The 21,508-nt window shown below is 56.8% G+C and carries 21 protein-coding genes, 2 riboswitches and 1 other annotated feature (1 of these 24 running past the window's edge); of the genes, 13 read left to right on the forward strand and 8 right to left on the reverse strand.

What is annotated here, in order from left to right; all coding sequences use genetic code 11:
- The first annotated feature begins 915 nt into the window (after window positions 1-915).
- Complete coding sequence (locus tag DWU98_RS22465; protein WP_329955396.1) at window positions 916-1,197, forward strand: hypothetical protein; 282 nt, start codon at window positions 916-918, stop codon at window positions 1,195-1,197.
- Here DWU98_RS22465 and DWU98_RS04430 read toward each other — a convergent pair.
- A complete protein-coding gene (locus DWU98_RS04430; protein WP_115494295.1) occupies window positions 1,171-1,902 on the reverse strand; it encodes a YoaK family protein in 732 nt (243 codons plus the stop codon). The two genes, DWU98_RS22465 and DWU98_RS04430, sit on opposite strands and share 27 nt — an antisense overlap.
- Before the next feature lie 175 nt (window positions 1,903-2,077).
- A riboswitch (Fluoride riboswitch) is annotated at window positions 2,078-2,144 on the forward strand.
- Between the two features lie 510 nt (window positions 2,145-2,654).
- On the opposite strand from DWU98_RS04430, the gene DWU98_RS04440 reads away from it, so the two are divergent.
- The 4 genes from DWU98_RS04440 (at window position 2,655) to DWU98_RS04455 (ending at window position 5,574) form a co-directional block, all read left to right on the forward strand.
- Window positions 2,655-3,029: a CrcB family protein gene (locus DWU98_RS04440; RefSeq protein WP_230474684.1), complete on the forward strand. Its 375-nt coding sequence runs from the start codon at window positions 2,655-2,657 to the stop codon at window positions 3,027-3,029.
- Window positions 3,030-3,090: 61 nt separating this feature from the next.
- Entirely contained in the window at window positions 3,091-3,582 is a 492-nt protein-coding gene (locus DWU98_RS04445) for a response regulator (protein WP_158544960.1), read from the forward strand.
- 164 nt (window positions 3,583-3,746) lie between these two features.
- Window positions 3,747-3,812: riboswitch (Fluoride riboswitch) on the forward strand.
- A gap of 83 nt (window positions 3,813-3,895) precedes the next feature.
- Window positions 3,896-5,215: a voltage-gated chloride channel family protein gene (locus tag DWU98_RS04450; RefSeq protein ID WP_115494298.1), complete on the forward strand. Its 1,320-nt coding sequence runs from the start codon at window positions 3,896-3,898 to the stop codon at window positions 5,213-5,215.
- Between the two features lie 8 nt (window positions 5,216-5,223).
- Entirely contained in the window at window positions 5,224-5,574 is a 351-nt protein-coding gene (locus DWU98_RS04455) for a DUF190 domain-containing protein (RefSeq protein ID WP_158544961.1), read from the forward strand.
- 282 nt (window positions 5,575-5,856) lie between these two features.
- Here DWU98_RS04455 and DWU98_RS04460 read toward each other — a convergent pair whose 3' ends face one another.
- A complete protein-coding gene (locus DWU98_RS04460) occupies window positions 5,857-6,750 on the reverse strand; it encodes a LysR family transcriptional regulator (RefSeq protein WP_115494300.1) in 894 nt (297 codons plus the stop codon).
- A 178-nt stretch (window positions 6,751-6,928) separates the two neighbouring features.
- On the opposite strand from DWU98_RS04460, the gene DWU98_RS04465 reads away from it, so the two are divergent.
- The 7 genes from DWU98_RS04465 (at window position 6,929) to DWU98_RS04495 (ending at window position 12,930) form a co-directional block, all read left to right on the forward strand.
- Complete coding sequence (locus DWU98_RS04465; protein WP_115494301.1) at window positions 6,929-7,828, forward strand: alpha/beta fold hydrolase; 900 nt, start codon at window positions 6,929-6,931, stop codon at window positions 7,826-7,828.
- A gap of 34 nt (window positions 7,829-7,862) precedes the next feature.
- The gene (locus DWU98_RS04470; protein ID WP_115494302.1) at window positions 7,863-8,603 is read left to right on the forward strand and encodes an SDR family NAD(P)-dependent oxidoreductase; all 741 of its coding nucleotides are present in this window, start codon (window positions 7,863-7,865) and stop codon (window positions 8,601-8,603) included.
- 109 nt (window positions 8,604-8,712) lie between these two features.
- Complete coding sequence (locus tag DWU98_RS22410; RefSeq protein WP_268990231.1) at window positions 8,713-8,913, forward strand: DUF427 domain-containing protein; 201 nt, start codon at window positions 8,713-8,715, stop codon at window positions 8,911-8,913.
- On the forward strand, window positions 8,910-9,092 hold the full coding sequence (locus DWU98_RS22165) for a DUF427 domain-containing protein (protein ID WP_268990232.1): 183 nt from the start codon (window positions 8,910-8,912) through the stop codon (window positions 9,090-9,092). Before DWU98_RS22410 ends, DWU98_RS22165 begins: the two co-directional genes overlap by 4 nt.
- Window positions 9,093-9,131: 39 nt before the next feature.
- Window positions 9,132-9,878 (forward strand): SDR family NAD(P)-dependent oxidoreductase, encoded by a 747-nt coding sequence (locus tag DWU98_RS04480; RefSeq protein WP_115494303.1) that lies wholly within the window; start codon window positions 9,132-9,134, stop codon window positions 9,876-9,878.
- Window positions 9,879-10,657: 779 nt separating this feature from the next.
- Window positions 10,658-12,244 carry an ATP-binding protein gene (locus tag DWU98_RS04490; protein ID WP_115494305.1) on the forward strand — a complete coding sequence of 529 codons (1,587 nt, stop codon included), beginning with the start codon at window positions 10,658-10,660 and terminating at the stop codon, window positions 12,242-12,244.
- The gene (locus DWU98_RS04495; protein ID WP_115494306.1) at window positions 12,241-12,930 is read left to right on the forward strand and encodes a response regulator transcription factor; all 690 of its coding nucleotides are present in this window, start codon (window positions 12,241-12,243) and stop codon (window positions 12,928-12,930) included. The genes DWU98_RS04490 and DWU98_RS04495 overlap by 4 nt, the downstream gene beginning before the upstream one ends.
- 613 nt (window positions 12,931-13,543) lie before the next feature.
- Here the strand turns inward: DWU98_RS04495 and DWU98_RS04500 are convergent.
- The 6 genes from DWU98_RS04500 to DWU98_RS04525 form a co-directional block, all read right to left on the reverse strand.
- Window positions 13,544-14,986, reverse strand: coding sequence for an Hsp70 family protein (locus DWU98_RS04500; protein WP_115494307.1), 1,443 nt, complete (start codon window positions 14,984-14,986; stop codon window positions 13,544-13,546).
- A gap of 51 nt (window positions 14,987-15,037) precedes the next feature.
- Window positions 15,038-15,646, reverse strand: coding sequence for a nucleoside/nucleotide kinase family protein (locus DWU98_RS04505; RefSeq protein WP_115494308.1), 609 nt, complete (start codon window positions 15,644-15,646; stop codon window positions 15,038-15,040).
- The gene (locus DWU98_RS04510) at window positions 15,624-17,210 is read right to left on the reverse strand and encodes a hypothetical protein (protein ID WP_158544962.1); all 1,587 of its coding nucleotides are present in this window, start codon (window positions 17,208-17,210) and stop codon (window positions 15,624-15,626) included. The genes DWU98_RS04505 and DWU98_RS04510 overlap by 23 nt, the downstream gene beginning before the upstream one ends.
- 107 nt (window positions 17,211-17,317) lie before the next feature.
- Entirely contained in the window at window positions 17,318-18,838 is a 1,521-nt protein-coding gene (locus DWU98_RS04515; RefSeq protein ID WP_115494310.1) for a hypothetical protein, read from the reverse strand.
- A gap of 473 nt (window positions 18,839-19,311) precedes the next feature.
- On the reverse strand, window positions 19,312-20,385 hold the full coding sequence (locus DWU98_RS04520; RefSeq protein WP_115494311.1) for a YaaW family protein: 1,074 nt from the start codon (window positions 20,383-20,385) through the stop codon (window positions 19,312-19,314).
- A gap of 14 nt (window positions 20,386-20,399) precedes the next feature.
- Entirely contained in the window at window positions 20,400-21,047 is a 648-nt protein-coding gene (locus DWU98_RS04525) for a helix-turn-helix domain-containing protein (RefSeq protein ID WP_158544963.1), read from the reverse strand.
- A 210-nt stretch (window positions 21,048-21,257) separates the two neighbouring features.
- Between DWU98_RS04525 and DWU98_RS22170 the strand changes: the two genes are divergently transcribed.
- The coding region (locus DWU98_RS22170) for a transposase (RefSeq protein ID WP_230474719.1) at window positions 21,258-21,508 on the forward strand (251 nt) is incomplete at its 3' end.
- Window positions 21,485-21,508, forward strand: a sequence feature (AL1L pseudoknot); it runs 70 nt beyond the window's last position. It overlaps the preceding gene by 24 nt.

Consider the following 21,508-nt stretch of genomic DNA (forward strand, 5'->3'; position numbering starts at 1 on the left):
ACTGCCGCCCCTCGATGGAGCTAGTTGCAGCAGTTCGACAAACTGTTGGCCTTGCGCCAAATACGCACCCGGCACATGGTTTGCTCACCTAGCCCGGACCACTTTCGCTGTTCAACGCCAACGACGGTATTCAGTGCGAACCGACACGATTGCCACTGAGCGCCGGCACAGTGTTCATTTGCAATCGGCACCCGCACACGGCGGCTCATCACCAGGATGCCTGTGTGAGTACGTGAGCGGAACTGCCTGCTCATTCGATTTACTTGCGGTCGTAGACATTCCGGTCTCCAAGCCAGAGTTTCTCCGGCGAGGAACGGGACGATGGGCTGCCCCCAATCTCAATCACATCAGGCACCTTCCACGGACTCTGCGCGTGAGTAGGACCCGGTCTGGATTCGAAGGCAGGCCATAGAAGCGAGGTCCATACTCCGAGGCAAAGCCCTCCAGGCGATCGAGCGCCCCTTCCTCATCGAAGACCTGTGTGTACACTTCAAGGGTAACCGGTGCATTGAATATCCCCGCGCAGCCGCAAGACGATTCCTTCATCGCGCGAGGATGGGGCGCGGAGTCCGCGCCGAGAAAGAAGCGAGGCAATCCCGAGATCGCCGCCTTGCGTAGTGTCATGCGATGCCTTTCACGCTAACAATCGATCAGCTTGCATCAAGCCCGGCAACGGCAGCAGCGCCCAAGGGCGCCGCCGCGCAAGCCTTGGCGGTGTAACTGGCGGCGGCGCCTTCGACCACCGGTCTCCTCTTTCGCCGGCTGCATCGCGGGGGTCGCGTCGGCACGACTGCGCTCAGCGCCGGTCACGTCGCGCACCTGGTGCAGCGGCGCGCGCTGCTCGCGGGACTCGACGGCGATTGGGCCGCGCACAGCCTACGTTCCGGCTTTGTCACCGAAGCGGGGCGCTAAGGCGTGCTGCTCGGTGAGGTGATGGCGACGACCGAACACCGCGGCGTCGGCATCGTGATGGGCTATTTCCAGGCCGGTTCACTCCTGCAGAGCCGCGCGACGGCGTTGCTGGCGAAACCCGTCAGCGGATTCCGACGCGGCGCCCACCCGTTAGGCGCCCTTCTCCAGCACCACGCCGCCGCGGTGCTGCTGGCGTCCTTGGCGTTTCTGGTGGTCTCCCTGGTCCGGGTTTTCACGCCGTACGCCATCGCCCAAAGGCTAGGCGTGCACCCTGAGGGCGAGTAAGCGAGCACGCACGATGGCGTGTGTGGCCAAGATGAAAAGTAACGCGGACGTCGCAAAAAGGAGCTTCATACCGATGGCTTGGAACATCAATACTCCCGCAATGCCGCCCGCGAGAAACGACACGACTGTTTGCACATGCAAACGCAGCATGGCTCGATACGGCGCCGCGTCGGCATGGATTTCACGCCCGCGCGCGATATCCAACAGCATGCTCAATTCGATGCCAATATCCGTGGACATGCCTGAAACGTGCGTCGTGCGGACGCGTGCGTCGGAGATGCGCGTCACGACCGCGTTCTGGATGCCCATGAGAAAGCTGAGGCCGATGATGAGCACGTAACCGTGCACCAGGGAGGGAATTAGGAGCTCAATCTCACCCAGGACGACCATCAATACCGCTTCAGCAAGAATACCTATCGCGTAGATGCTTCGAATATGGCGTCGACGCCCCGCGTTAATCAACAATGTGGAGACCGAGGCGCCAAAAACGAACGCGAAGACAATGGACAGGTAGAAGGCGCTGACCCACCATTCGCCAGCGGCGGCATGATCGGAGAGCGCCGAAACATTCCCGGTCATGTTGGCGGAGAAGAAGCCCACCGCATGGAACGCCGCCGTATTCAGCGCCCCCGCAACCGCCGAAAGTGTGCACGCGAGACGTCGATCAACGTCGTGACTGCGCGCCTCCCCTTGCCGTAAGAGCATCGTGGGGCTCCCCGCCTCATGATCGAGTTATTATGTTACCGAGTTTGTGCCCACGCACGGCGATCATTCGTACGCAGGATGTCTCCTTTTGCCAAGGCCAAGCGGCCGATAGCGGAAGTGCTGTGTGAAATACTCCCCTGCAGGACGGCATCGCGAATTTTTCTTTGGCACGATGACGACGCACGGAGATAGCATTTCTCCGCTAACCGCCGATCCGATCGGCTCATGATGCCTACGAGCCCTGGATGAGGCAGCCGTAGGCTTTTTCGTACCTGTCGGCGTGTCCGTGTCCGTGTCCGGGTTTGATCTCTGCGACCCGGGAAGACCATGAAATCCGATGACGACGTGGGACCGGCCCAGTGGGCCTGGGCAGCCATAATGGCCATGACGTCTCTCGTGGCTTTCGTTAAGCAAGCATCCGTGGCGGGGTGGTTCGGCGGGTGCGGGTGTCTGCTCTATGCGGTGGCTTTGACGTGTTGCCCCGTGGCCGGTTTTCGCACGGTGGCGCGACCTATCCATGAGCCCTCCCTCCGGCGGCGCATTTCGCCCAAGGTGGCCGCGATGGCCCTGGGGCTGGGCCTTGCGCTAATGGCGGTTTCGGTGATCGCCTTCTTGAGCGGGCCGTCGTAAACGATCGCCCCTTGTACACTGAGAGCACGAAACGGTGCTGATACGTCGCTATGCGAGGTGCCGAGGATGCAGGGCTTAAATTTTCGCGGCTTTATCGCGGTTGCCGTCGGCGGCGTCATGGGATGCTGGCTTCGCTATGTCTTGTCCGTCCTGTTCAATCCCCTCTTTCCGCACCTGCCACCCGGCACATTGGCGGTGATTGGCTCGCCGCCTTTTTAATCGGTTGTCTGGTTGGCATTTTCCAACGCTTCGACACCCTGCCCGTCGAGTTACGCCTCTTCACGACGACGGGTGTACTGGGCGGCCTCTCGACGTACTCAACCTTTTTAGCCGAAGCCGTAAGCCTGCTTCTCGCCGGCCACGACGGCTGGTTCGCCCTGCACGTGCTCACCCACTTGATAGGGTCCTTAGTCCTCACGCTGCTAGGCATCTATCTCGCCCATGGAGTTCTCTATAAGTGGTATCGGGAGATGGGCAATCCCGAGCCTGATAAGTGATCACACCGCCGCCCTCAAGAGCAGTTCAACGCCGTGCGAACGGTTAGCTCCACGCCTGCGCATGACGATGACGGAACAGGAGCCCGATGACAACGACCGGCCGTTCGACTTGCGTTTGTGCGATCGCTCATTCTGTCGCGACAGATGTATCCTGGCCGTTGCGTCATACCGCTTTTGGACAGCCATGTCCGCCCCATCCATCCACCAGCTGAAAGCATTTTTGGTTGAAGATCAACCGATGGTGGCGTCCACGCTGAAAGACGCATTGGCTGCGGCTGGCATCGCTGTCATCGGCCATGCCGGTGATATACGCGCGGCCTTGGCATGGATCGACCGCGGGGAGATCGCTGATGTGGCGCTCATTGATCTGATGCTGCCCAGTGGTCCGGCCTATCCGGTGGTGGATCGCCTCCGAGACCTACCTACCCCCATCCTGTTGATTACAGGCGTGTGCCGTGAGCAGATTCCTGCGGCGTACCAGGACGTCGCTTGCCTGGAAAAGCCGTTCGGCGTTCATGACCTTTTGAAAGCCATCACCGCCCTCCGCCCCTAGAAACATTTCTATCGCACGCGAATAGGGCGAGCCCCCGTGCGGAGTCCACGTCGACTGACCTCGATTCCGTTCAGGCCGCAACTGCACCGGTAGCCCGCGGCGAATGCACAGTCCGAGGGGATTCGCGAAAGCTATGTTGCACTGCGGCGACCGTTTGTTATACTTTCGTGAAAGCAGATGGCATTCCTCCGCGAACCGCCGCGCAATCGGCTGATGATGCCTACGAGTTCCCTGACAGGGAATGTCGTGGGCTTTTTTTACGCCTACCGCTTTCCGCTGTCCGGGTCTGATTCATTTCACACTTGGAGACTGGATGAAGCGTGTAACAGTGCCCGAGCAAGTGGCCATGCTGCCGTTTCTCGGACGTTGGCTGACTTTCTCAGCCATTACGGGTGGATTGATTGGCTGTGCCTCTGCCCTTTTCCTGTGGTCCCTTGAATGGGCCACGCAACAACAAACCACCCACGCGTTCATGCTAGCGCTACTTCCCGTTGCTGGCCTGGTTGTAGGCGGGGTGTATCACCGCGTCGGCAAGGACGTCGAAGGCGGCAACAACCTGCTTATCGACGAGATACACGATCCCCAAAAACTGGTGCCCAAGCGCATGGCGATTCTGGTCTTCGCCGGCACCGTCATTACGCACCTCTTTGGCGGTTCGGCAGGCCGCGAGGGGACGGCCGTGCAGATGGGCGGCACCATTGCCGACCAGATCAGCCATCGCTTTGGGCTAAACAAGGATGACCGGCGCATCTTGATGATGGCCGGCATCAGTGCGGGCTTCGCGTCCGTTTTCGGCACCCCCGTGGCGGGCGCCATCTTCGGGCTTGAAGTGCTCGCCATCGGCAAAGTTCGTTATGACGCGTTGCTGCCTTGCATGCTGTCTGCCGCGATCGCAGACCAAGTGACGCTGCATCTGGGTATACACCATGCCATCTACACAGTGCCGGTGATTCCTCACATGAGCTGGCAAGGTGTGCTGTCAACCATCGTGGCCGGCATCTGCTTTGGCGTCGTCGGCATGCTCTTCGCCAACGCTACGCATGCGCTGTCAGCCTTCTTCAAGCGGACGATCAACTATCCGCCGCTACGGCTCTTCCTGGGTGGCTCCATCGTGGCGGCTGCCGCGTACGCGATGGGCTGTCGTCAATACCTTGGACTGGGCATTCCCACCATCCAGGCCGCCTTCGCGCACCCCTTACCGGCCTATTACTTCGGCGGCAAGTTCGCCTTCACCACCATGACGCTGGCCTCCGGGTTCAAGGGCGGCGAGGTCACGCCATTGTTTTATATCGGCGCCACACTGGGGAACGCATTGGGCTACGTCCTCCCGCTGCCTTTCCCGCTGCTAGCCGGCCTGGGCTTCGTCGCCGTCTTTGCCGGCGCCGCCAATACGCCCATCGCCTCGACCATCATGGCGGTCGAGCTATTCGGTTCTGAGATTGGAACCTACGCAGGCATGGCGTGCGTGGTGGCTTACCTCTTCTCCGGTCATACGAGCATCTACCGTGCTCAACGGGTGGGCCACGCCAAGCATCTGCATTGGCCCGAAGGCATTCGTCTCGCGGACATTCCGGCGCTCCGCCGTACCCGTCAGATCACCACGCCACCACCAAATCCTAACCATCTTTCATGAGTCCAATAATGAATAAGCTGGTCGCCCTGCGTCTTTACTTCCACCATGCAGAGAAAGTTCAGCACAAGAGCTTTTGGCATCATTTCACGCGCCCGAGCTTGGCCTCTCACCTCATGAAATCCGCCCACAGCAACGGTATTGAACAAGTGCTCGTGCATCGGGTGCATCGGGGATATCTCGCCGGTGGGAAACCACAATTGCATCATGTAGAGCATACCCATCCGCATTTACCACACTGCATTGAGCTGATCGACATTGAAAGCAGGCTGCGCACATTCTGGGATGATCATGCGCATCAATTTAAGAACGTCAGAGCGTTATTCCTTCCGTGTGAACCGGTGGCGGAACCGATCAACTAGGCTTGTGAATGAAGCAACGGATTGGCGGATTCCCGGCATCGACCGGGAATCCCTCGCGAGACTACGGGCGGACGCTCATCATTGGGTCGCTTCCCTCCAGTTTGTGCTGTCGGCAGCTGTGCGGCGCCTTCACGTGTTGAAGCTTCCTGCTTGAGTCCCCGCGACGCCACCAACTCCCATCGAGCCAGGCCGTCTTTATGGCGCTGATGCCAAGGAGGTACGCAGCGTCCTCCGTCACGCATCATGACCGGCTCGATCGCCGACGCTCCGTTTCAAATGGCGTTATGGTCTTGATACCCGCGCGATCAAGTCGTCCAAATGCGACAAGAACAGCTTCAACATGGGTGAGTTGTTTGTTTTGTTGTAGCCCACCACGAGATCGATGGTCGGCGCTTTCCCGGCCAGCGGCCGGCTCACCACAGACCACGGCATAAGGTTCTTCACATAGGCGGGAATAAGCGTCACGCCACGGGTCGAAGCCACCAGCGACATCACCATCGCTGGATTATCCACCAACTGCTCGGGCGTCACTTCCACGCCGGAGCGCGCCAGGTAGTCATTGATCACTGCTTGCAATACCGTCGCTTTTTTTCCGATGCCGACGAAAGGTTCACCGACCAGATCCCTGGGGTGAATCGATTCAAGGGATGCCAATCGATGATCGCTGGGTATCAACACAATCAGCGGCTCGTGAGTGACTACGTGATACGCAAGATCGTAATTGGGTTCCGCGCGCAGGAATGCGAGATCGAGTTTGCCACGCACCAGTGACTCGGCGAGGTCTGGCGAATAATCGCTTGAAACCGTCACGTCGATATTGGGCAGCTCGGCGCGCAGAATGTGCATCGCGTGAGGCAACCAGGTCATTTCCTGACCGGTGAGAAACCCGATCGAGAACTGTTGCTTATTCGGTTGCGCTGCCTTGCGTGCTGCTTCGATGGCCGTTTCCACCTGGCTCAACACCATCCGTGCGTGATCGAAGAACACCTTGCCGGCATCGGTGAGGGTAATGCCACGCGCGCTACGGATGAGCAGATCGGTACCCACCTGCTCTTCCAGATCCCTGATTTGCCGGCTCAACGAGGGTTGCGAGGTATGCAGTCGCCGTTCCGCGGCCACCGTCAGGCTGCCGGTTTCGGCCACGGCAATGAAGTAGCGCAAATGGCGCAGTTCCATGCTCTCGCTCCTGAGCAATGCTTTTTAGGCATGATGCCAAGCTTACAAAGTCTTTTTAAAGCGAGCCAGAGAAGCCCATATTGCGAACCATGGCGACGCAGGCGGCCGTCAGGCAATGCCTAAAAGGCTCAAGCGCCCGCCCATCTAGCCCATCCAACCTTTTGCGAGGAGCTTCGCTATGACTACGCACACGCATCAGACCGCCCCTACCCAGTACGTGGAGGCCAACGGCATTCGTTTCGCCTATCGCCGGTTTGGCAAGGCGGGTGGTGTGCCGGTGGTGTTCAATCAGCACTTCACTGGCACGATGGACTATTGGGATCCTGCCGTAACCAACGGTCTGGCCAAGACCCGAGAGGTCATCCTCTTCAACAACGCCGGCGTCTCATCGAGCTCGGGCGAAGTGCCCACCAGTTTTCCGGAGATGGGCGCCAACGCCATTGCCTTCGTCAAGGCGCTGGGCCTGCCGCAGGTTGACGTGCTGGGTTTCTCCATTGGTGGCATGGTCGCTCAGGAAATCGCCCTGCAAGGCGGCGATCTTGTGCGCCGGGTGATCCTGGTTGGTACGGGTCCGCGTGGGGCCGACATGGCCGCGAGCCAGTCGCAAGCCATCTTTGCTGGAACGTACGATCCACCCGAGCACCTTTGGCTCGCCATTCACTTCTCACCGTCCGCCCCGAGCCGGGAAGCGGGTATGGCCTTTCTCACGCGTAAGTGGGAGCGCCAGGACCGGGATCCGGAAATGAGCACCGAGGCCGTTGCGCGCCAAAGGGAGGCCATTGGCAAGTACACCGCGCAGCACGAAGGTGTGCGCGAGTATCTGAAAGGCATCCACCAGCCGACACTCGTCGTGCAGGGTAGCAACGACGTGATTATCCCGACGCACAATTCATACGTCCTGCAACAAAGCCTTTCCAACGCCCAGTTGATCATCTATCCCGACGCCAGTCATGGCTCATTCTACCAATACCCGGAGCTGTTCGTGGCGCACGCAACGCAGTTCCTCGATGCGACGTTGAAGTTAGCTAAAGGCCCGTCCACCAAACTGCCGTTCCCTGCGCTACCCGCTTCCCACTGAACACCTTTACCCCTACTTGGAAAGGACAAACCCCATGGCAAACCTCACCAACAAGACAGCTCTCGTTACTGGTGCCTCGCGCGGTATTGGCGCGGCCATCGCCAAACGGCTCGCCGCCGATGGCGCTAGCGTCGCAATCACTTATAGCAAGGGCGCTGCGGCCGCCGCCCAGGTGGTGAAAGACATCGAAAGCAGCGGTGGCAAAGCCATCGCGATCCAGGCGGATGCGACCGACGCTGGTGCGGTAGACGCCGCCGTTGAACAGGTGCTCACGACCTTCGGCCGGCTCGATATTCTAGTCAACAACGCGGGCACCGCCATTCCCAAACCGTTCGAAGACGCCACCCTGGACGAGTTGAATACCGTGATCGATATCAACCTTCGTGGCGTGTTTATAGCGACGCAGGCTGCGCTCAAGCACCTGCCAGACGGTGGTCGTATCATCAATATTGGCTCGTGCGTTGGTGAGCGGAGCATGACGCCAGGTCTGGCCGCTTATTCCGCAACCAAGGGCGCAGTGAAAATGTTCACGCAAGGACTGTCGCGGGAGGTCGGTCCTCGCGGCATCACGGTCAACAATGTTCAGCCCGGTCCCATTGACACCGATTTGAATCCCGCCGAAGGCGACTGGGCAACACCGCAAATCGCTAACACCGCACTCAAGCGTTACGGCCACGTTGCAGACATCGCAGCGATGGTGGCCTTCGTCGCCGGCCCCGATGCAGGTTACATCACCGGGGCGAGCCTCACCGTCGATGGCGGCACGAATGCCTGAAGACGTGTGGAGATTCCGTGTTCCACCGAAAAAATGTCCCGCTCACGCCGCCTTTCTATAAAGGCGGCGTAAAGCCGACAAGCCATCGTTCTCTATAGGAGACATCACCGTGGCCAACAACGATCAAACGTCCAGCAGGCCGATCACGATTCCTCACCCGGATCACCTCATCATCATCGAACGCAACACGCGTCGCGTTGTCGTAAATGTCGCAGGGCATGTGGTTGCCGATACCCATCATGCGCTCACCTTAAAAGAAGTGAGTTACCCGATGGTTCAATACATCCCGCGCCACGACGCGTGGACATGACCCTACTGGCGCGGACCGATCACCGCACGTATTGCCCCTATAAAGGTGAATGCTCGTATTTCAGCCTGCCAGTTGGTGGCGAACGTGCCATGAATGCCGTATGGACGTACGAGCAGGCCCATGAAGCTGTCGCGCCCATCAAGGACTATGTCGATGCCATCGAGCAAGCCGATGACTGATTTCCCCTACTTGAGCTGCCATACAAACGGAGCGATGTCATGAGTAATCTCACAGGTAAAACGGCCCTCATCACTGGCGCTTCGCGCGGTATCGGTCGCGCCACTGCGCTCGCCCTCGCCAAATCAGGCGCCCAAGTGCTGATTCATTACAGCAGCGCGCGAAACGAAGCCGATGCCGTTGTTGAGGACATTCGCAAGGCGGGCGGTCGTGCCGAGAAGCTCGGCGTCGATCTTGGCACGCCGACTGGCCCGCATGAATTGGCCAAGCAGGTTCGTACCATTATTGGTGACCGATTGGACATTCTCGTGGCCAACGCCGGGATCTCAAAGGCGGCGAGTATCGAAGAAACAACGATCGAAGACTTTGATCAGCTCTTTGCCGTGAACGTGCGCGCCCCCTATTTCCTGGTTCAACAATTGCTGGCGACCATGTGCTCGGGCAGCACCATCATCTTTACGTCTTCTTTGGCCGCGCGCGCCGCGGTGGGTAACCTATCCGCTTATGCAGCGACCAAGGGCGCCATTGACACTTTGGTCAAGCATCTTGCCGCATCGTTAGGGACTCGCGGCATCCGCGTGAATGCCGTCGCGCCAGGGGTTGTGGAAACGGATATGTCCAATTTCACCAAAGCCGAGGAAGGCCGCAACCTGACGCTAGGCATGCAAGCACTTAAGCGTATCGCACAGCCCGATGACATCGCAGGTGCTGTGGCATTTCTCGCCTCCGATGAGGCCCGCTGGATAACTGGCGATACCTTGCGCGTGGACGGCGGCTCGAAGCTTTAGGCGAGATCAGCCTCTCCGCATGTCGTCAATGAAGCGCCGGCTTTGCGGTGCACAGAAACAAGCTGGATAGCAACGCTGTATCACCCGGATTGATTTGCTAGACCTTGCTGCGACTGGCAATTTTTCGAAACAACCAGAGGATAGTGTTCGACGCGCCCTGGAAGCCGCTAAAACCGCCAGCCTGAACCTCGTAATAGTAGGCACCGCTTGAACTGAAATGCGCGTACACGGTCTCAGCGCCGAGGATAGTTGCCAAATTAATAATGATCATTACTTCATCAAGAGGACGTCAGTCGCTGAATCCATTTCCCAAAATCCTCTCCGGACACCTTCCTCGACAACTTCTTCGATCGAACTAAATTCCGTCGGAAGCGCGTCCAGTTGCTCCAGGAAAAAAATTCTGACATTCATCATGGCGGTCACCCAAGCGTGACGCGTTGATGAGTAGGTTGCATCTTGCCTCATGGCTCGGAGCATAAGGCGTAAATATTGGTCTGGACTCATGACTAGTAAAAATTTATTGCGCGTGTGCTATTTCAAACAAGAATTGATTGCCTGTCTGGCCATGGAGTCGCGCGATAGGGCCCGTTGAACTCGGCAGAGCTCGTCGGTCTAGGCTCATTCATACAGATCTCTTGGGAGCCGCGTGGACTGTCTGCGATGCGCAGTTACTCTAGTGGCGTCTAATGAGGCCCGATAGTGTAAGGATTTTATAATGGCGTCCGACGCGTCTTCCCCATAGGTTGACGCCTTTCCCGATTCAGTCCAACGTGCTTGACATGGCATTTTGGCAACGGCTGGGTTTTCCAATGTCTCCATTTCCTCCTCGCGACAGCTTGCGCTCGTTAATGGCAAGAGAATTTTCGGCGTGGCTGGAAGTCTCAGCAACCAGAAGCCCGGGAATTTGGAGTTTCGTTTCTGTGCTCATCGCGATCCTCGTGCCAACCGCAGTCGGGTTGCTCTGGATTGAGACCCTCAGTGCCCGTAATTTATCGTTACTGTTCCTGATTGGCATCTTGTATGTCGGTGTCCGGCACGGGATGTGGACTGCGCTCTTCGCTGCGCTGCCGGCCTTCCTTTCCTACAACTTTTTTATCGTTAAGCCGCGTTTCTCTCTCAGTATTGCACCAGGCGACATCCTCGCATTCACCACGTTTCTGATTGGCGCGTTGCTCGTCGGAGGACTCGCGGGACGCTTGAGCGATCGCGCACGTGAAGCGAAGCTTGGGTTGCGCAACATCACGTCGCTTTTCGAGGCGAGCCGTGATTTGTCCGGTGCGATTGACCTTGCTGCAGCGGCGGAGCGCCTCTTGTGGCATCTGGAAAATGCCGGGTGCCGGGCCGCGATATGGATTGCCGATGCGGAACGCCTGCTCCTCTACGCCTACTCAACCAATCTCTCCACCGACTGCATCGATGAGATGGACGTAAGCTTCCTGGCGTCCGATTGGGTTGACGAAATCGGCGTGGCGTGCAAACGGTTGCGCTTGCGCGCCGGTGACAGCGTGGTCGGCGGAGCAGTGATCTGGCCATTGCCAGAAGAATCGGTCGTACGCTTAGATCAACACTGGATCCAGACCCTACTGGAACTCGGGGCTGTCGCGATTGACCGCGCCAGGCTCATAACAGAGATCGCGGACACCCGCATCATTGCGGAGAAGGAGGGTTTGCGTACAGCACTCCTCTCATCGCTGTCGCACGACTTGCGGACCCCAATCGCGACGATTCTTGCTTCAGCTACCTCTTTACAGGAACACGATGAAAATTTCGATGCAGCCACGCGCCTGGATCTGCTCGGTACGATCCAGGATCAAGCCGAACGCCTGAATCGTTTTGTGCTCAACCTCCTTGAAATGACGCGCTTGGAATCCGGAGCTTTACGATTAAACTGCGCGCTGATCGACCCCGGCGAGGCGATGGCCTCATCGCTTAAGCGCCTCGAACGCCAGCTCGGCGGCCATCGATGGGTGCGCGTTTTCGATAACGGGGGGCGGCGCATTTACGTTGATCCTGTACTGATTGAACAAGCGCTGGTGAATGTGATTGAGAATGCGATCGAACATGCGCCATTCGATTCGACCATCGCGGCAACGATCACGTCTACTGCTAGTCACGTCATGCTCAGCGTCGAAGATGAAGGACCAGGCATACCTGCTGGCGAGATCGATCGCGTGTTCGACAAATTCTTCAGTGGCCACGGCGATCGGCGCCGGGCATCGGGTGTAGGGCTCGGTCTGTCGGTAACACGTGGGTTGATCGAATCATTCGGTGGTTCCGTCCAGGCCGTAAGTCCCACCGTGGACGACCATGGCACGCGGATTGATATTTGCCTACCTGCCCATCCGGCGCTGGAAACCACAGAATGAACGATGCAGCACCAAGCATTCTGGTGATCGACGATGAGCCATCGATCCAGCGCGTACTTAAGCCCTCGCTCATGGCCGCGGGTTACCACGTGTCTGCGGCAGACACCGGCACTGATGCGCTAAGCCAGGTCGCGCACACGATTCCGGATGTTATTTTGCTCGATCTGGGATTGCCTGACATGGACGGCAAGGACGTGGTTGTTGCGCTGCGAAGCTGGACGATCGCGCCGATTATCGTGATCTCCGCGCGTCATGACGAGGCCGAGCGTATTGCTGCCCTCGACGTGGGCGCGGATGACTATGTGATCAAGCCATTCCATATGGGCGAACTCCAGGCGCGCATTCGCGCTGCCCTACGCTATCGCCAGCGCAGACAGGCCGGACAAACGACATTCTCGGCGGGCGGCCTGTATGTCGATTACGTTCAACGTAGCGCCACGGTCTTGGGTCAACCCGTGAAACTCACTCGCAAGGAATATGATCTGTTGCGTACGCTTGCGCAGCATGCCGGTCAGGTGGTGACTCATAAGCAGTTGCTCGCTGCGGGTTGGGGCGGCGCGGTAACGGATACGCAATTCGTAAGGGTCTATATTGGCCAGTTGCGACAGAAAATCGAGGCGGATCCCAGCACGCCTCGCTTGATTCTTACTGAGTCAGGTGTCGGTTATCGATTGATAGGAGATTGACGTGGCACAAGCCTTCCAATGATCTATGTCTACGCCTAGCCCATTCTCGTGGAATCTCCTTTGGGACTAGTCAGGCCTTCATCGGACGAGCTGTCCATATCTCCGTTGCGCGGTTTTCCTCTGTGTCGAGCCGATGGCACAGGCACATAGCAAATGACTTCGTACGTGTGATGCTCTCTGTTCCTATAGGTACAGATTGCGTCGACCTTGGCGATATCACTGAGGATGCCACGCCATACGCCACTACTTAACGGCAATGCTTCCTCGCACGTCAAACGCAACCCAAAACGCGCATTAGGGTGTAGCCCCAAGCCAGGCATCTCATCGGCGCTTATTTCGAATCGATGCGTACCGCCATGTTTCAAACACGCGTTATAGAGATGAACATTCATCAAATGTATGACGGTCATTATCTCACGCTAACACAGCGAGTGTGATCGTAGGGAATAAGGGCACTTGGAAACGATAGCGAGAATTTTTGGCTCGACTCCGTTCGCAACAAATGTCCTGTCCGATGAGCGATAAGTCATCGAACCGCCGCATAGTTAGATATCGCCGGAACGGGCGTGACCTTGCTTCCATGAGATGTTGCGACGAAAATGCCGCCAAGAAATCACACGTTCGCAGCGCATGCCAGGCCATTTACGACGCCAAATGAAGCGTTTCCTTTGACTATTCGCGACGCTGGGAAGTGGCGTCGGACCATTTCGCCAATAAATGGCGACCTTGACATACCGCCAGTAAGAAACACCACGTCAGGAGCCTTGCCCATGCTTTGATTTATCTCTTCCATTTTTCGCTCCATATTGATGCGGATCCTGTCGGAGCATGCAAGAAGAACTTCCCGGGTAGATGTCGCGACCAGATTCTCTTCAATGTAGTCAATTCTGGCCTCCGCTGTGTCGTGTTCGGATAGATGAATTTTCGAATGTTCGACAGTGAGACCAAGCTGACTGGTCTTTCCGGGAACCTGTAATGCTCGCAGCCGAGGGCCGTACGGTGGATCTAGCTGCTTGTAATTGTGCTTCAGGAAATCGACCTGACGAACAACGTCTGTGACTGCCGCGGCGTCGAAGTAGTGCTTATTGGGAACATTGGTTTGATTTTTACCGAAGAGAGGCATGAACGCTGCAAGGCTAAATTCGCGGTCGACGTCGGATCCCCCGACAGGGATCCCCCAGGAGCCAAGCACGCGTGGCCTTTTATTCGCGCCTAATTCGACGAACGCGAAATCCGTTGTGCCGCCGCCAATATCAAAAATCAGCACGCTCATGCGGTCACGACATTCACGGTGATAGGCCATAGCGGCAGCGATAGGCTCTTCCAGGAAATGAACTTCATCGAAACCGACACTCACTGCCGCTCTACGGATGATGTCCAAGGCCTGAGCTGTGCCCCTCTCCCCCATCGAGCTCCTAAAAACGACTGGACGTCCGACGACCGCCCTGGTCACGGGGCCCTTCAGCTGGGTTATCGCGTTTCTTCGTATGTGGTCGAATACATTTGCGACAATATCCGTGACTGTGGTGCGAACGTGATTGGCCATTTGAAAGCCAAGCATGGACTTTGGTGACTGCACGAGCCTCCCGGTTCCCTCTGACAAAAAGGCGTCGATTGCCTCATCGCCGAATAAGGCATCCTTCGACTTGCCTGTCTCGCCTTGCGCTCGACGAACTTGTTCATCGATCCATTGTTGTCGGACAACCCGCTCCGCTTCGCGAATTAACTCCTCTTCCGAGCGTTCGGCTGGCATGGAAATCATGCTGAGCTGCTCGTCTCGACGTTTTGCGTTCTTTTCGGCCATCGCCTGTTGTCGAAGCGCTTGGGCTCTCTTCAGGTTTCTCGCATGCTCCGCCTTTGACTGGCGAAGATGGTCTTGCACCATTTTCTTGAGCTGAGGCGTGAGCTCGTAATCCGTAAGTGACGGAATCTTTTCGGGAAAGTATGCGGCTGTACGAAATTGACTGCCGCGGTTGAAATTAATAACTTCCAACTTTCCATCATTGAATACCGCTGCCGACGAGTAGCTGGTTCCAAAATCGATCCCTAGTTTCATATCCCTCGACTTCGATTCGGTGAGTACGTCTTCATAAAGAGATGGGGTGCTCTACGAATGAGCGGCAATCGCGGCAACTACCTGATCACTGAGCTCATTGGAACCGGCTACCTCACTTCGAAGCAAGCGCCAGCCATATTTTTTTGCCAGGCGTTCAAAACGAAAAGTCGAGCCGCGGTGCTCTTCGAGGCTAAAAATTACTTTACTGTCGAGACTGCGCTCTCGTGAGTGCGCTCGTTCCCAAGAAATTTCCGGCGTGCAGGTGACGGCGAACGCCAAATCTGGAACGCATACACCATCGCGTAAATTGGCGTCGATTGCCGCCACAACGTCAATGTGGCGACGGAATACCGCCTCGGATGGGTACCAACGGTCAAGCAACACGATATCTGCTTGTGAGGAGTCCAGGTGCCGCCCTCCAATCAGCAACCGCCCGCGCCGATGTAAGTCGGCGACATATGTTTCGCTTCGCTCTCCAGGTGAATTCTTCAGCGCCTTATAGGCTTCGCCTAACGGCGGACCTAACATCTCATCCATCAGGTTCTTTTCAACGAGCGCCTCGACCGTGTATCCCCCAGCGAGCAACCGTTGGTGAACAAGAGCGACCAATGTCGTCTTTCCAACGCCCTTAGGGCCATCAAATGTGATCAGAAGTGACATATTGACTCGCAGCACTTACCGGCTGATTGAGAAGAGATTGGTTGCGATAGATCGTGAGTCCGAGGCATCCGCTGGCGTGCGCGTGAATAAGCCAGTTGCGAATTTCATCGACCGTGGTTTCTTCAGGACAGTTCACCGTCTTAGTGATCCCACAGTCGATGGCAGACTGCAGAGCGGCCTGCATCTCTATGTGTCGCTCACCGGGTAGTTCAAGCGCGGTTGGGCATAAGTCGGCCAGATCGTCGCCGGCAATTTCCCGCAGGCTTTTGCCCTCTGCGAGTTTTTGCTGTGCGATGACCGGATCAATCCCCCGTTCCGCAAGCAGGAAGGACACGGCGCTGTCCAAAACGAAGATATCTCTATCTACAACGCGCTGGGCAATATAGTGCGAGTAGATTGGCTCAATGCCGCATGAGGTTCCCACGAGCAACGCGATAGTTGCTGTTCCCGCTATTGCCGTCAGATTTGCATTTCGACGCGGCGCTCCGTGACTTGGCGCCCAGGCCGGATAAGCGCCGAGGTTATGAGCCAACCGCTGTGACTCGGCGAGCGCTGCCTCATAGAGACTCGCGCTTAGGTGCCTGGCGAAATCAAGGCTCGCGTCGGATCCGTATGGTATGCCCAACAACATAAGAGCATGGGCAAGGCCCATGATACCCACACCAACCTTGCGTGTAGCAAGCGTGTTGCGCTTAATGAGGTCGCTGGCATGTGTTTGGAGATCGTGCACACCATCAAGCAGCCGCACACAAAGGGCGGCACAACTCGCAAACCCCTTCTCGTCAAATGAACGAACATGATCCTCTGACGTTTTGACGAACGCGGCCATATTCACTGAGGCGAGAAGAGCCGACTCGTCGACGGCTAGCGGCGCCTCGCCACAAACATTCGCCGCAAATGGCGCTTGAGCATCTCGCGAGACGCGCACGATCCGGTCGGAGAAGACAACGCCGGGCTGACCCGTCGCGTGAATGCGACGCGCGATCGCATCGAGTTGATTCTGGGCCTCACTGCTCCCTGGCAGCGAAGCCATGAACGCATCGGATAGCGCCACATTCATATTTGTAACGGCCAGGGTACCCGCCAATCCGAGAAACGCGTCGAGGTCGCCCCCGATCGGCATTGTTACGGCGTTACTCGCCGGGCGCGGCCGTCCTTGCTGGTGCGCACAGGTGTCATCATCGATCAGGCGAATAAGGTCTACGAACCCTGGAGAGTCTCCATTATGCGTGTAGCCGACCCCTCCCATGCCATCGTGGATAAAGCGAAAGGCGCCCAGAAATTCATCCTGCGGCTTTTCCACGTCCACTGCAAAGCAAGCGAATAGCCGCGGCTCAGCCTCCGCGCAATTGACGAGCAATGGACTGTTAGGGAGCATCTGGCCATGGCTCATGGCCAGCGCCAGTTGAGCAAGAAATTGCTCTGCATCCGTGTCGTTACGAGCCATTTCGGCCCTACGTGCTAATGCACAAACGCGCTCTACAAGGCCACCCCACCCATCACGACCGAAGCGGTGCAAAATTCTTTCCGCAAGCGCCGGTGCAAAGGGGCTGCTGCCGAGCATTGGTGCCTGGAACCTTCGCATAATTCGTTTTTTTCCATAAATGTGTTTGAGGGAATTTCGCGCTTGCGCCCGCGAAAAATTCTACCGAAAAGCCGGATTCCGCCGCCTCACGCTTGCCACGGCACTTTGATGTTGAAGGCCGCAATCTCGACGATGCCCGCATTGTGGTCGGGATCCTTTGTTACCCAGTAAGGAAAGACGCGCTCCTCACGAATGGCTGCGTGGCGGTTCCGTTCCGTTCGAAATTCCGTATAGCCATCCTTCGTAATGGCAGCAGACCGGGGGTGCTCGGCTTCCGTGATAACCGGATTATCAGCAGCGCTGTTCCTAATAATGCATACCGAGACCGCGCTACTAATTTTGGCTTTGATCCATGATTCAACATCGGCGCCTTTTGGCATCTGTCCTGATTTTAAGAGAGGCTTTCCGATACCCGGGTCAAACAGCACCACTACTTCAAATCCTTGCTCTAATAAGGCGTTAGAGGCTGAAATCACCGGACCCAGACCGACGAAGGAGCTTGTTTTCTTCGCACGCATCGCTTGGGGAAGGCTAACGTTACAGAGGTTGTTTCCGTCGATGATCACGCGGTTAATCTTGAGTACATGGACGCGGACCAGCCGACCAACAAGCGCAATCTCCTTGTCTCTTTCTCTAACTTGGCGATTCAAGACGGCAAAAAGCTTTCCGTAGACCTTCTCGGGACTACTCGGGTTAGCTCCTTTAATGAGGCTTTCAAAACGCGCACCGCAGCTCCGGTGCACTCGCGCCCGCTCAAGAGAGTTGGTCGCGTTAGCTAGCGCCGCTTCGAATTCGCGAGCCACGAAAAGCAACTTCTCGGTTTCCGATATTTCGTCTTCGAGCCGTGCTATCTCAGCGAGATGCGGATGGATCTTTGTATCGACCTGTGTCCAGCGATCAAATGTTGGCTTGTAATCGGATAAATAAAAGGCATCTCGCTCGGCATTAGCCTTCGTCAGGTCGTCTTCAAGGCCAGCGCGTGATTGCGCAGTGTGCCGTGCTTCAGCGTCCGCAATGCCTGATCTCAACGACGAAATGTGGCTCAAACTCACCGCCAAATCGTGTTCGAGCTCACTTGTTGCCCTCTGCTCCCGCACAAATGCCTTAAGTAGCTCTTCACGTCTTACATCCCAGGCTTCTTTGGCTCTTAACGCAGCTGATTTGTTAGCTGCCTGAGCGCCGAGCACGCCACCGTAGCCGCCGGCCACCCCGCCAGCGGCGCCGCCGATAGCGGCGGCGATACCCAAATCGGCGAGGATCGCCGTACCGGCGACGGCTCCCAAGCCGGAAGCGATGAGGCCAGCCGCGATTCCTCCTGAAAGGACGTATTTCCAGTAGGATGCCTTTTGAACGACCTCGGGCTGGGTCGCGGTAAAGTCATTCAGAGACTTCTCGGCCGCGTCCTGACTGGCTCGGGCGCGTACAAGGTCCCTTTCAATTGACTTGGCGTTCTGCTCTTCTGTGCCGAGCTCGGCTTCAAGGGAGCGTGTTGTCCCCTGACTGTCGAAGTCTTCCAGTGCAAGGGTGGCCCGTTTAATCGCTTGGTTCAGGGCGATCAGTTTGTCTGCGGCCGCTTTACGCTCTTGTGTGTACGGATTTAGTTCCATTCGTCATCCTTGGGTTACCTTCTAAGCGCAATGGCAGAAAAAGTCCCGAACGAGGGACAGGCACCATTGCGTTCTCCTTCGAGCACGATGGTCCTTCCCCTTGCCGAAAAACATGCGCTGGCGAAAGAAAGCCTATTGGAAAAGGTTTTGCTACTGATTTAGCTGGACGCAAGCGCCTTAATGTCGAGCGAAGTTTCAACTCGCATCTATATCAATCGCGCTTTCCGCCTTATGCTTGTTCGCCGCAAGCGTTCGGACGCCGTAACTCCAAATATTTGGCCAGCCCGAATAACGCGAAGCCGTAAACGACGGTGGCGCCGATGATCTTGAACATGGGTGAATCTCCTTATGTCATTTGTGCGCCGTAGCTAAGCCCGGCCATAGGTCATGCATGAAAAGTAAATTCTATTGATCACTTTGATCGCGACTGGACCCAACGGCTCGAGATTGACGTGGTCAGCCGAAACCAGCCCCTACTGTTTTTGTGCCTTAGCATGCTTCTTCGATGCAGTGCCACTCTTTCTCCCGGACTTCTTACTCGCGGGGGCCTTCTTTGTCACTTTTCTTGAGGTCGCTTTTTTTGCCACAGGCCGGGTCGATGCTTTTGAGTGAGTTTTCCCATTGGTAGCCTTCTTGGAGGAGGCCCTCTTGGTGGAGGACTTCTTGGTAAGAGCCTTTTTGATAGATGCCTTTTTGGTGGAAGCCTTCTTGGCGACCGGCCTCTTTGATACAGGCGACTCTTTATGAAGAGGCTTCTTCGAGGTCGTTTTCGTTACGGGCACCTCGGGTGGTACCGTCAAAGCACGTGCCTGGGCTGTTGCGGAAAGACCCGCTGCTTTCGCCATTTCTTTTTGACGCATGTAAGCAATCTGGATCACGCAAGGTACTGTCACGCGATACGCAGGGCTACCCAGATCGGCCAAGGTCCACAGTCCCGTCAGCACCCAGCCGATCGGCCCCAACGTTATGCCGATCACTCGTGCGAGGCCCGCATTGGTTGTAAACGACAGACCTCTACCGAGCAGTGACTTGGCAATGGCGTTGGCGACGATGACTGCCATCTTATAAGTTTCAAAGCCACCAAGCCTCCCCGCCGCCAATAGCGTGGCGACATTGACAGGCCCCAATCCCGTGAGTTCGCCGACGTTGAGTTCGCTGAGGACCTGCATCCTTTCGCTGTCAGACATTCGAGCAAGCGCGTCGTTGAAGATTTTTTGCAAAATCGCGACTTCAATGTCGATCGCGGCGGCGTTTTTACTAAAATTGACTTTAAGGTGCTCGCCGACGTCACGGACCAACTCGCCATACGGAACGCCGCGGCGGCGAAACAAGTTAACCAGGGTATTGCCGCCAAATGCCTGAATTTCGTTGGCGATCAATTCGCGATCATAGATGTCGTAATGGCTGGCCGCTTTGCAGCACAGCAAACGCTTGCAATTGTCGCGATCCAACATCAACCGACCTTCACCCTTGTCGGTAATGTAGTCGGTTAGCATGTCGAGATCATCGACATCAGCGGTTTTGAGGACTGCTAAGAGGCTCATCATAGTTATCCCAGGACTTATATAGTGGTCGCGCCAAAGCTCGCACACAAACAAAGCAAAACGGCGTTGTAGCTTGCAGTCATGCGTCCGAGTGGAGGAAGTGCGCAAGTTGTAATGACGCCTAGCCGCCGTCGGTCATTGAGTTTATCAATCTCATGCTCGACCGAATTGACAGACTTTGGGCTGGCCGTTTTGGTTGGATCAGAAGAAAGGCCGATGCGCTTGGCAACCTTAAGCGCCGTCTTGGCCCGATCAATCGGGGAACACTTGTGCGATGCCGCCCCTGTTGCCAATGCCTCAATCTCCGAATCTCGCAGCGCATTGGTCAGCAGAAACGCTGCTTCGGCCAATCGCTTCCAATCGTCTGGACGCATTAAGAGGAAGGCTGGAGGAACATTTAGCGAGTCCGCAAGTCGGCATAGCGACTTGAGATCCGGATTGGCGCTTTCACCGCCGGCTAAGTACTTTGCAAGACTTGAACGAGCGACACGAGCACGGGCCGAAAGCTCGTGCTGCGTGACACGCTTCGGGTGTCCATCGTCTGATTCGCCGGCAACGGCCATTGCCCTTCTGAGAGACTCCGCAAAGCTATCGCTAATCTGCCGATAGAGTCCTTCCTCAAGCCGTTCCGGTTCGTCGTTGATATCGCATTCAACTACAGCCATGGTCCCTGTTCCTGCTGTTGTATGGGGCAACTTTAAAAGGTTGTCGGCAGGCTCGTCACAAAAAAAAGTCCACTTAAGTGGACATTGGGAATGTTTGTCTATTGAAATGGACTGAACCGCCCCGGCTTCATCGGAGGCTCCCAATCTTGAGAAGATGGAGCCGTGACAAAGCAAACGTATTCCAAGGAAGTTCGCGAACGAGCGGTGCGCATGGTGCGCGAGCATCAACCTGATCATCCGTCGGAGTGGGCGACGATCCAGTCGGTGGCCGCCAAGCTCGGTTGCACGCCGCAGACGTTGCACAACTGGGTGCGCAAGGCACAGGTTAACGCCGGACAACGCGAAGGCCTGACCACGAGCGACCATGATCGCATGAAGGCATTGGAGCGCGAGGTCCGCGAGCTGCGCCAGGCCAACGAGATTCTGCGCAAGGCGTCCGCGTATTTTGCCCAGGCGGAGCT

The sequence above is a fragment of the Dyella monticola genome (assembly GCF_003363155.1).
In the GTDB taxonomy this organism is placed as follows: Bacteria; Pseudomonadota; Gammaproteobacteria; order Xanthomonadales; family Rhodanobacteraceae; genus Dyella_B; species Dyella_B monticola.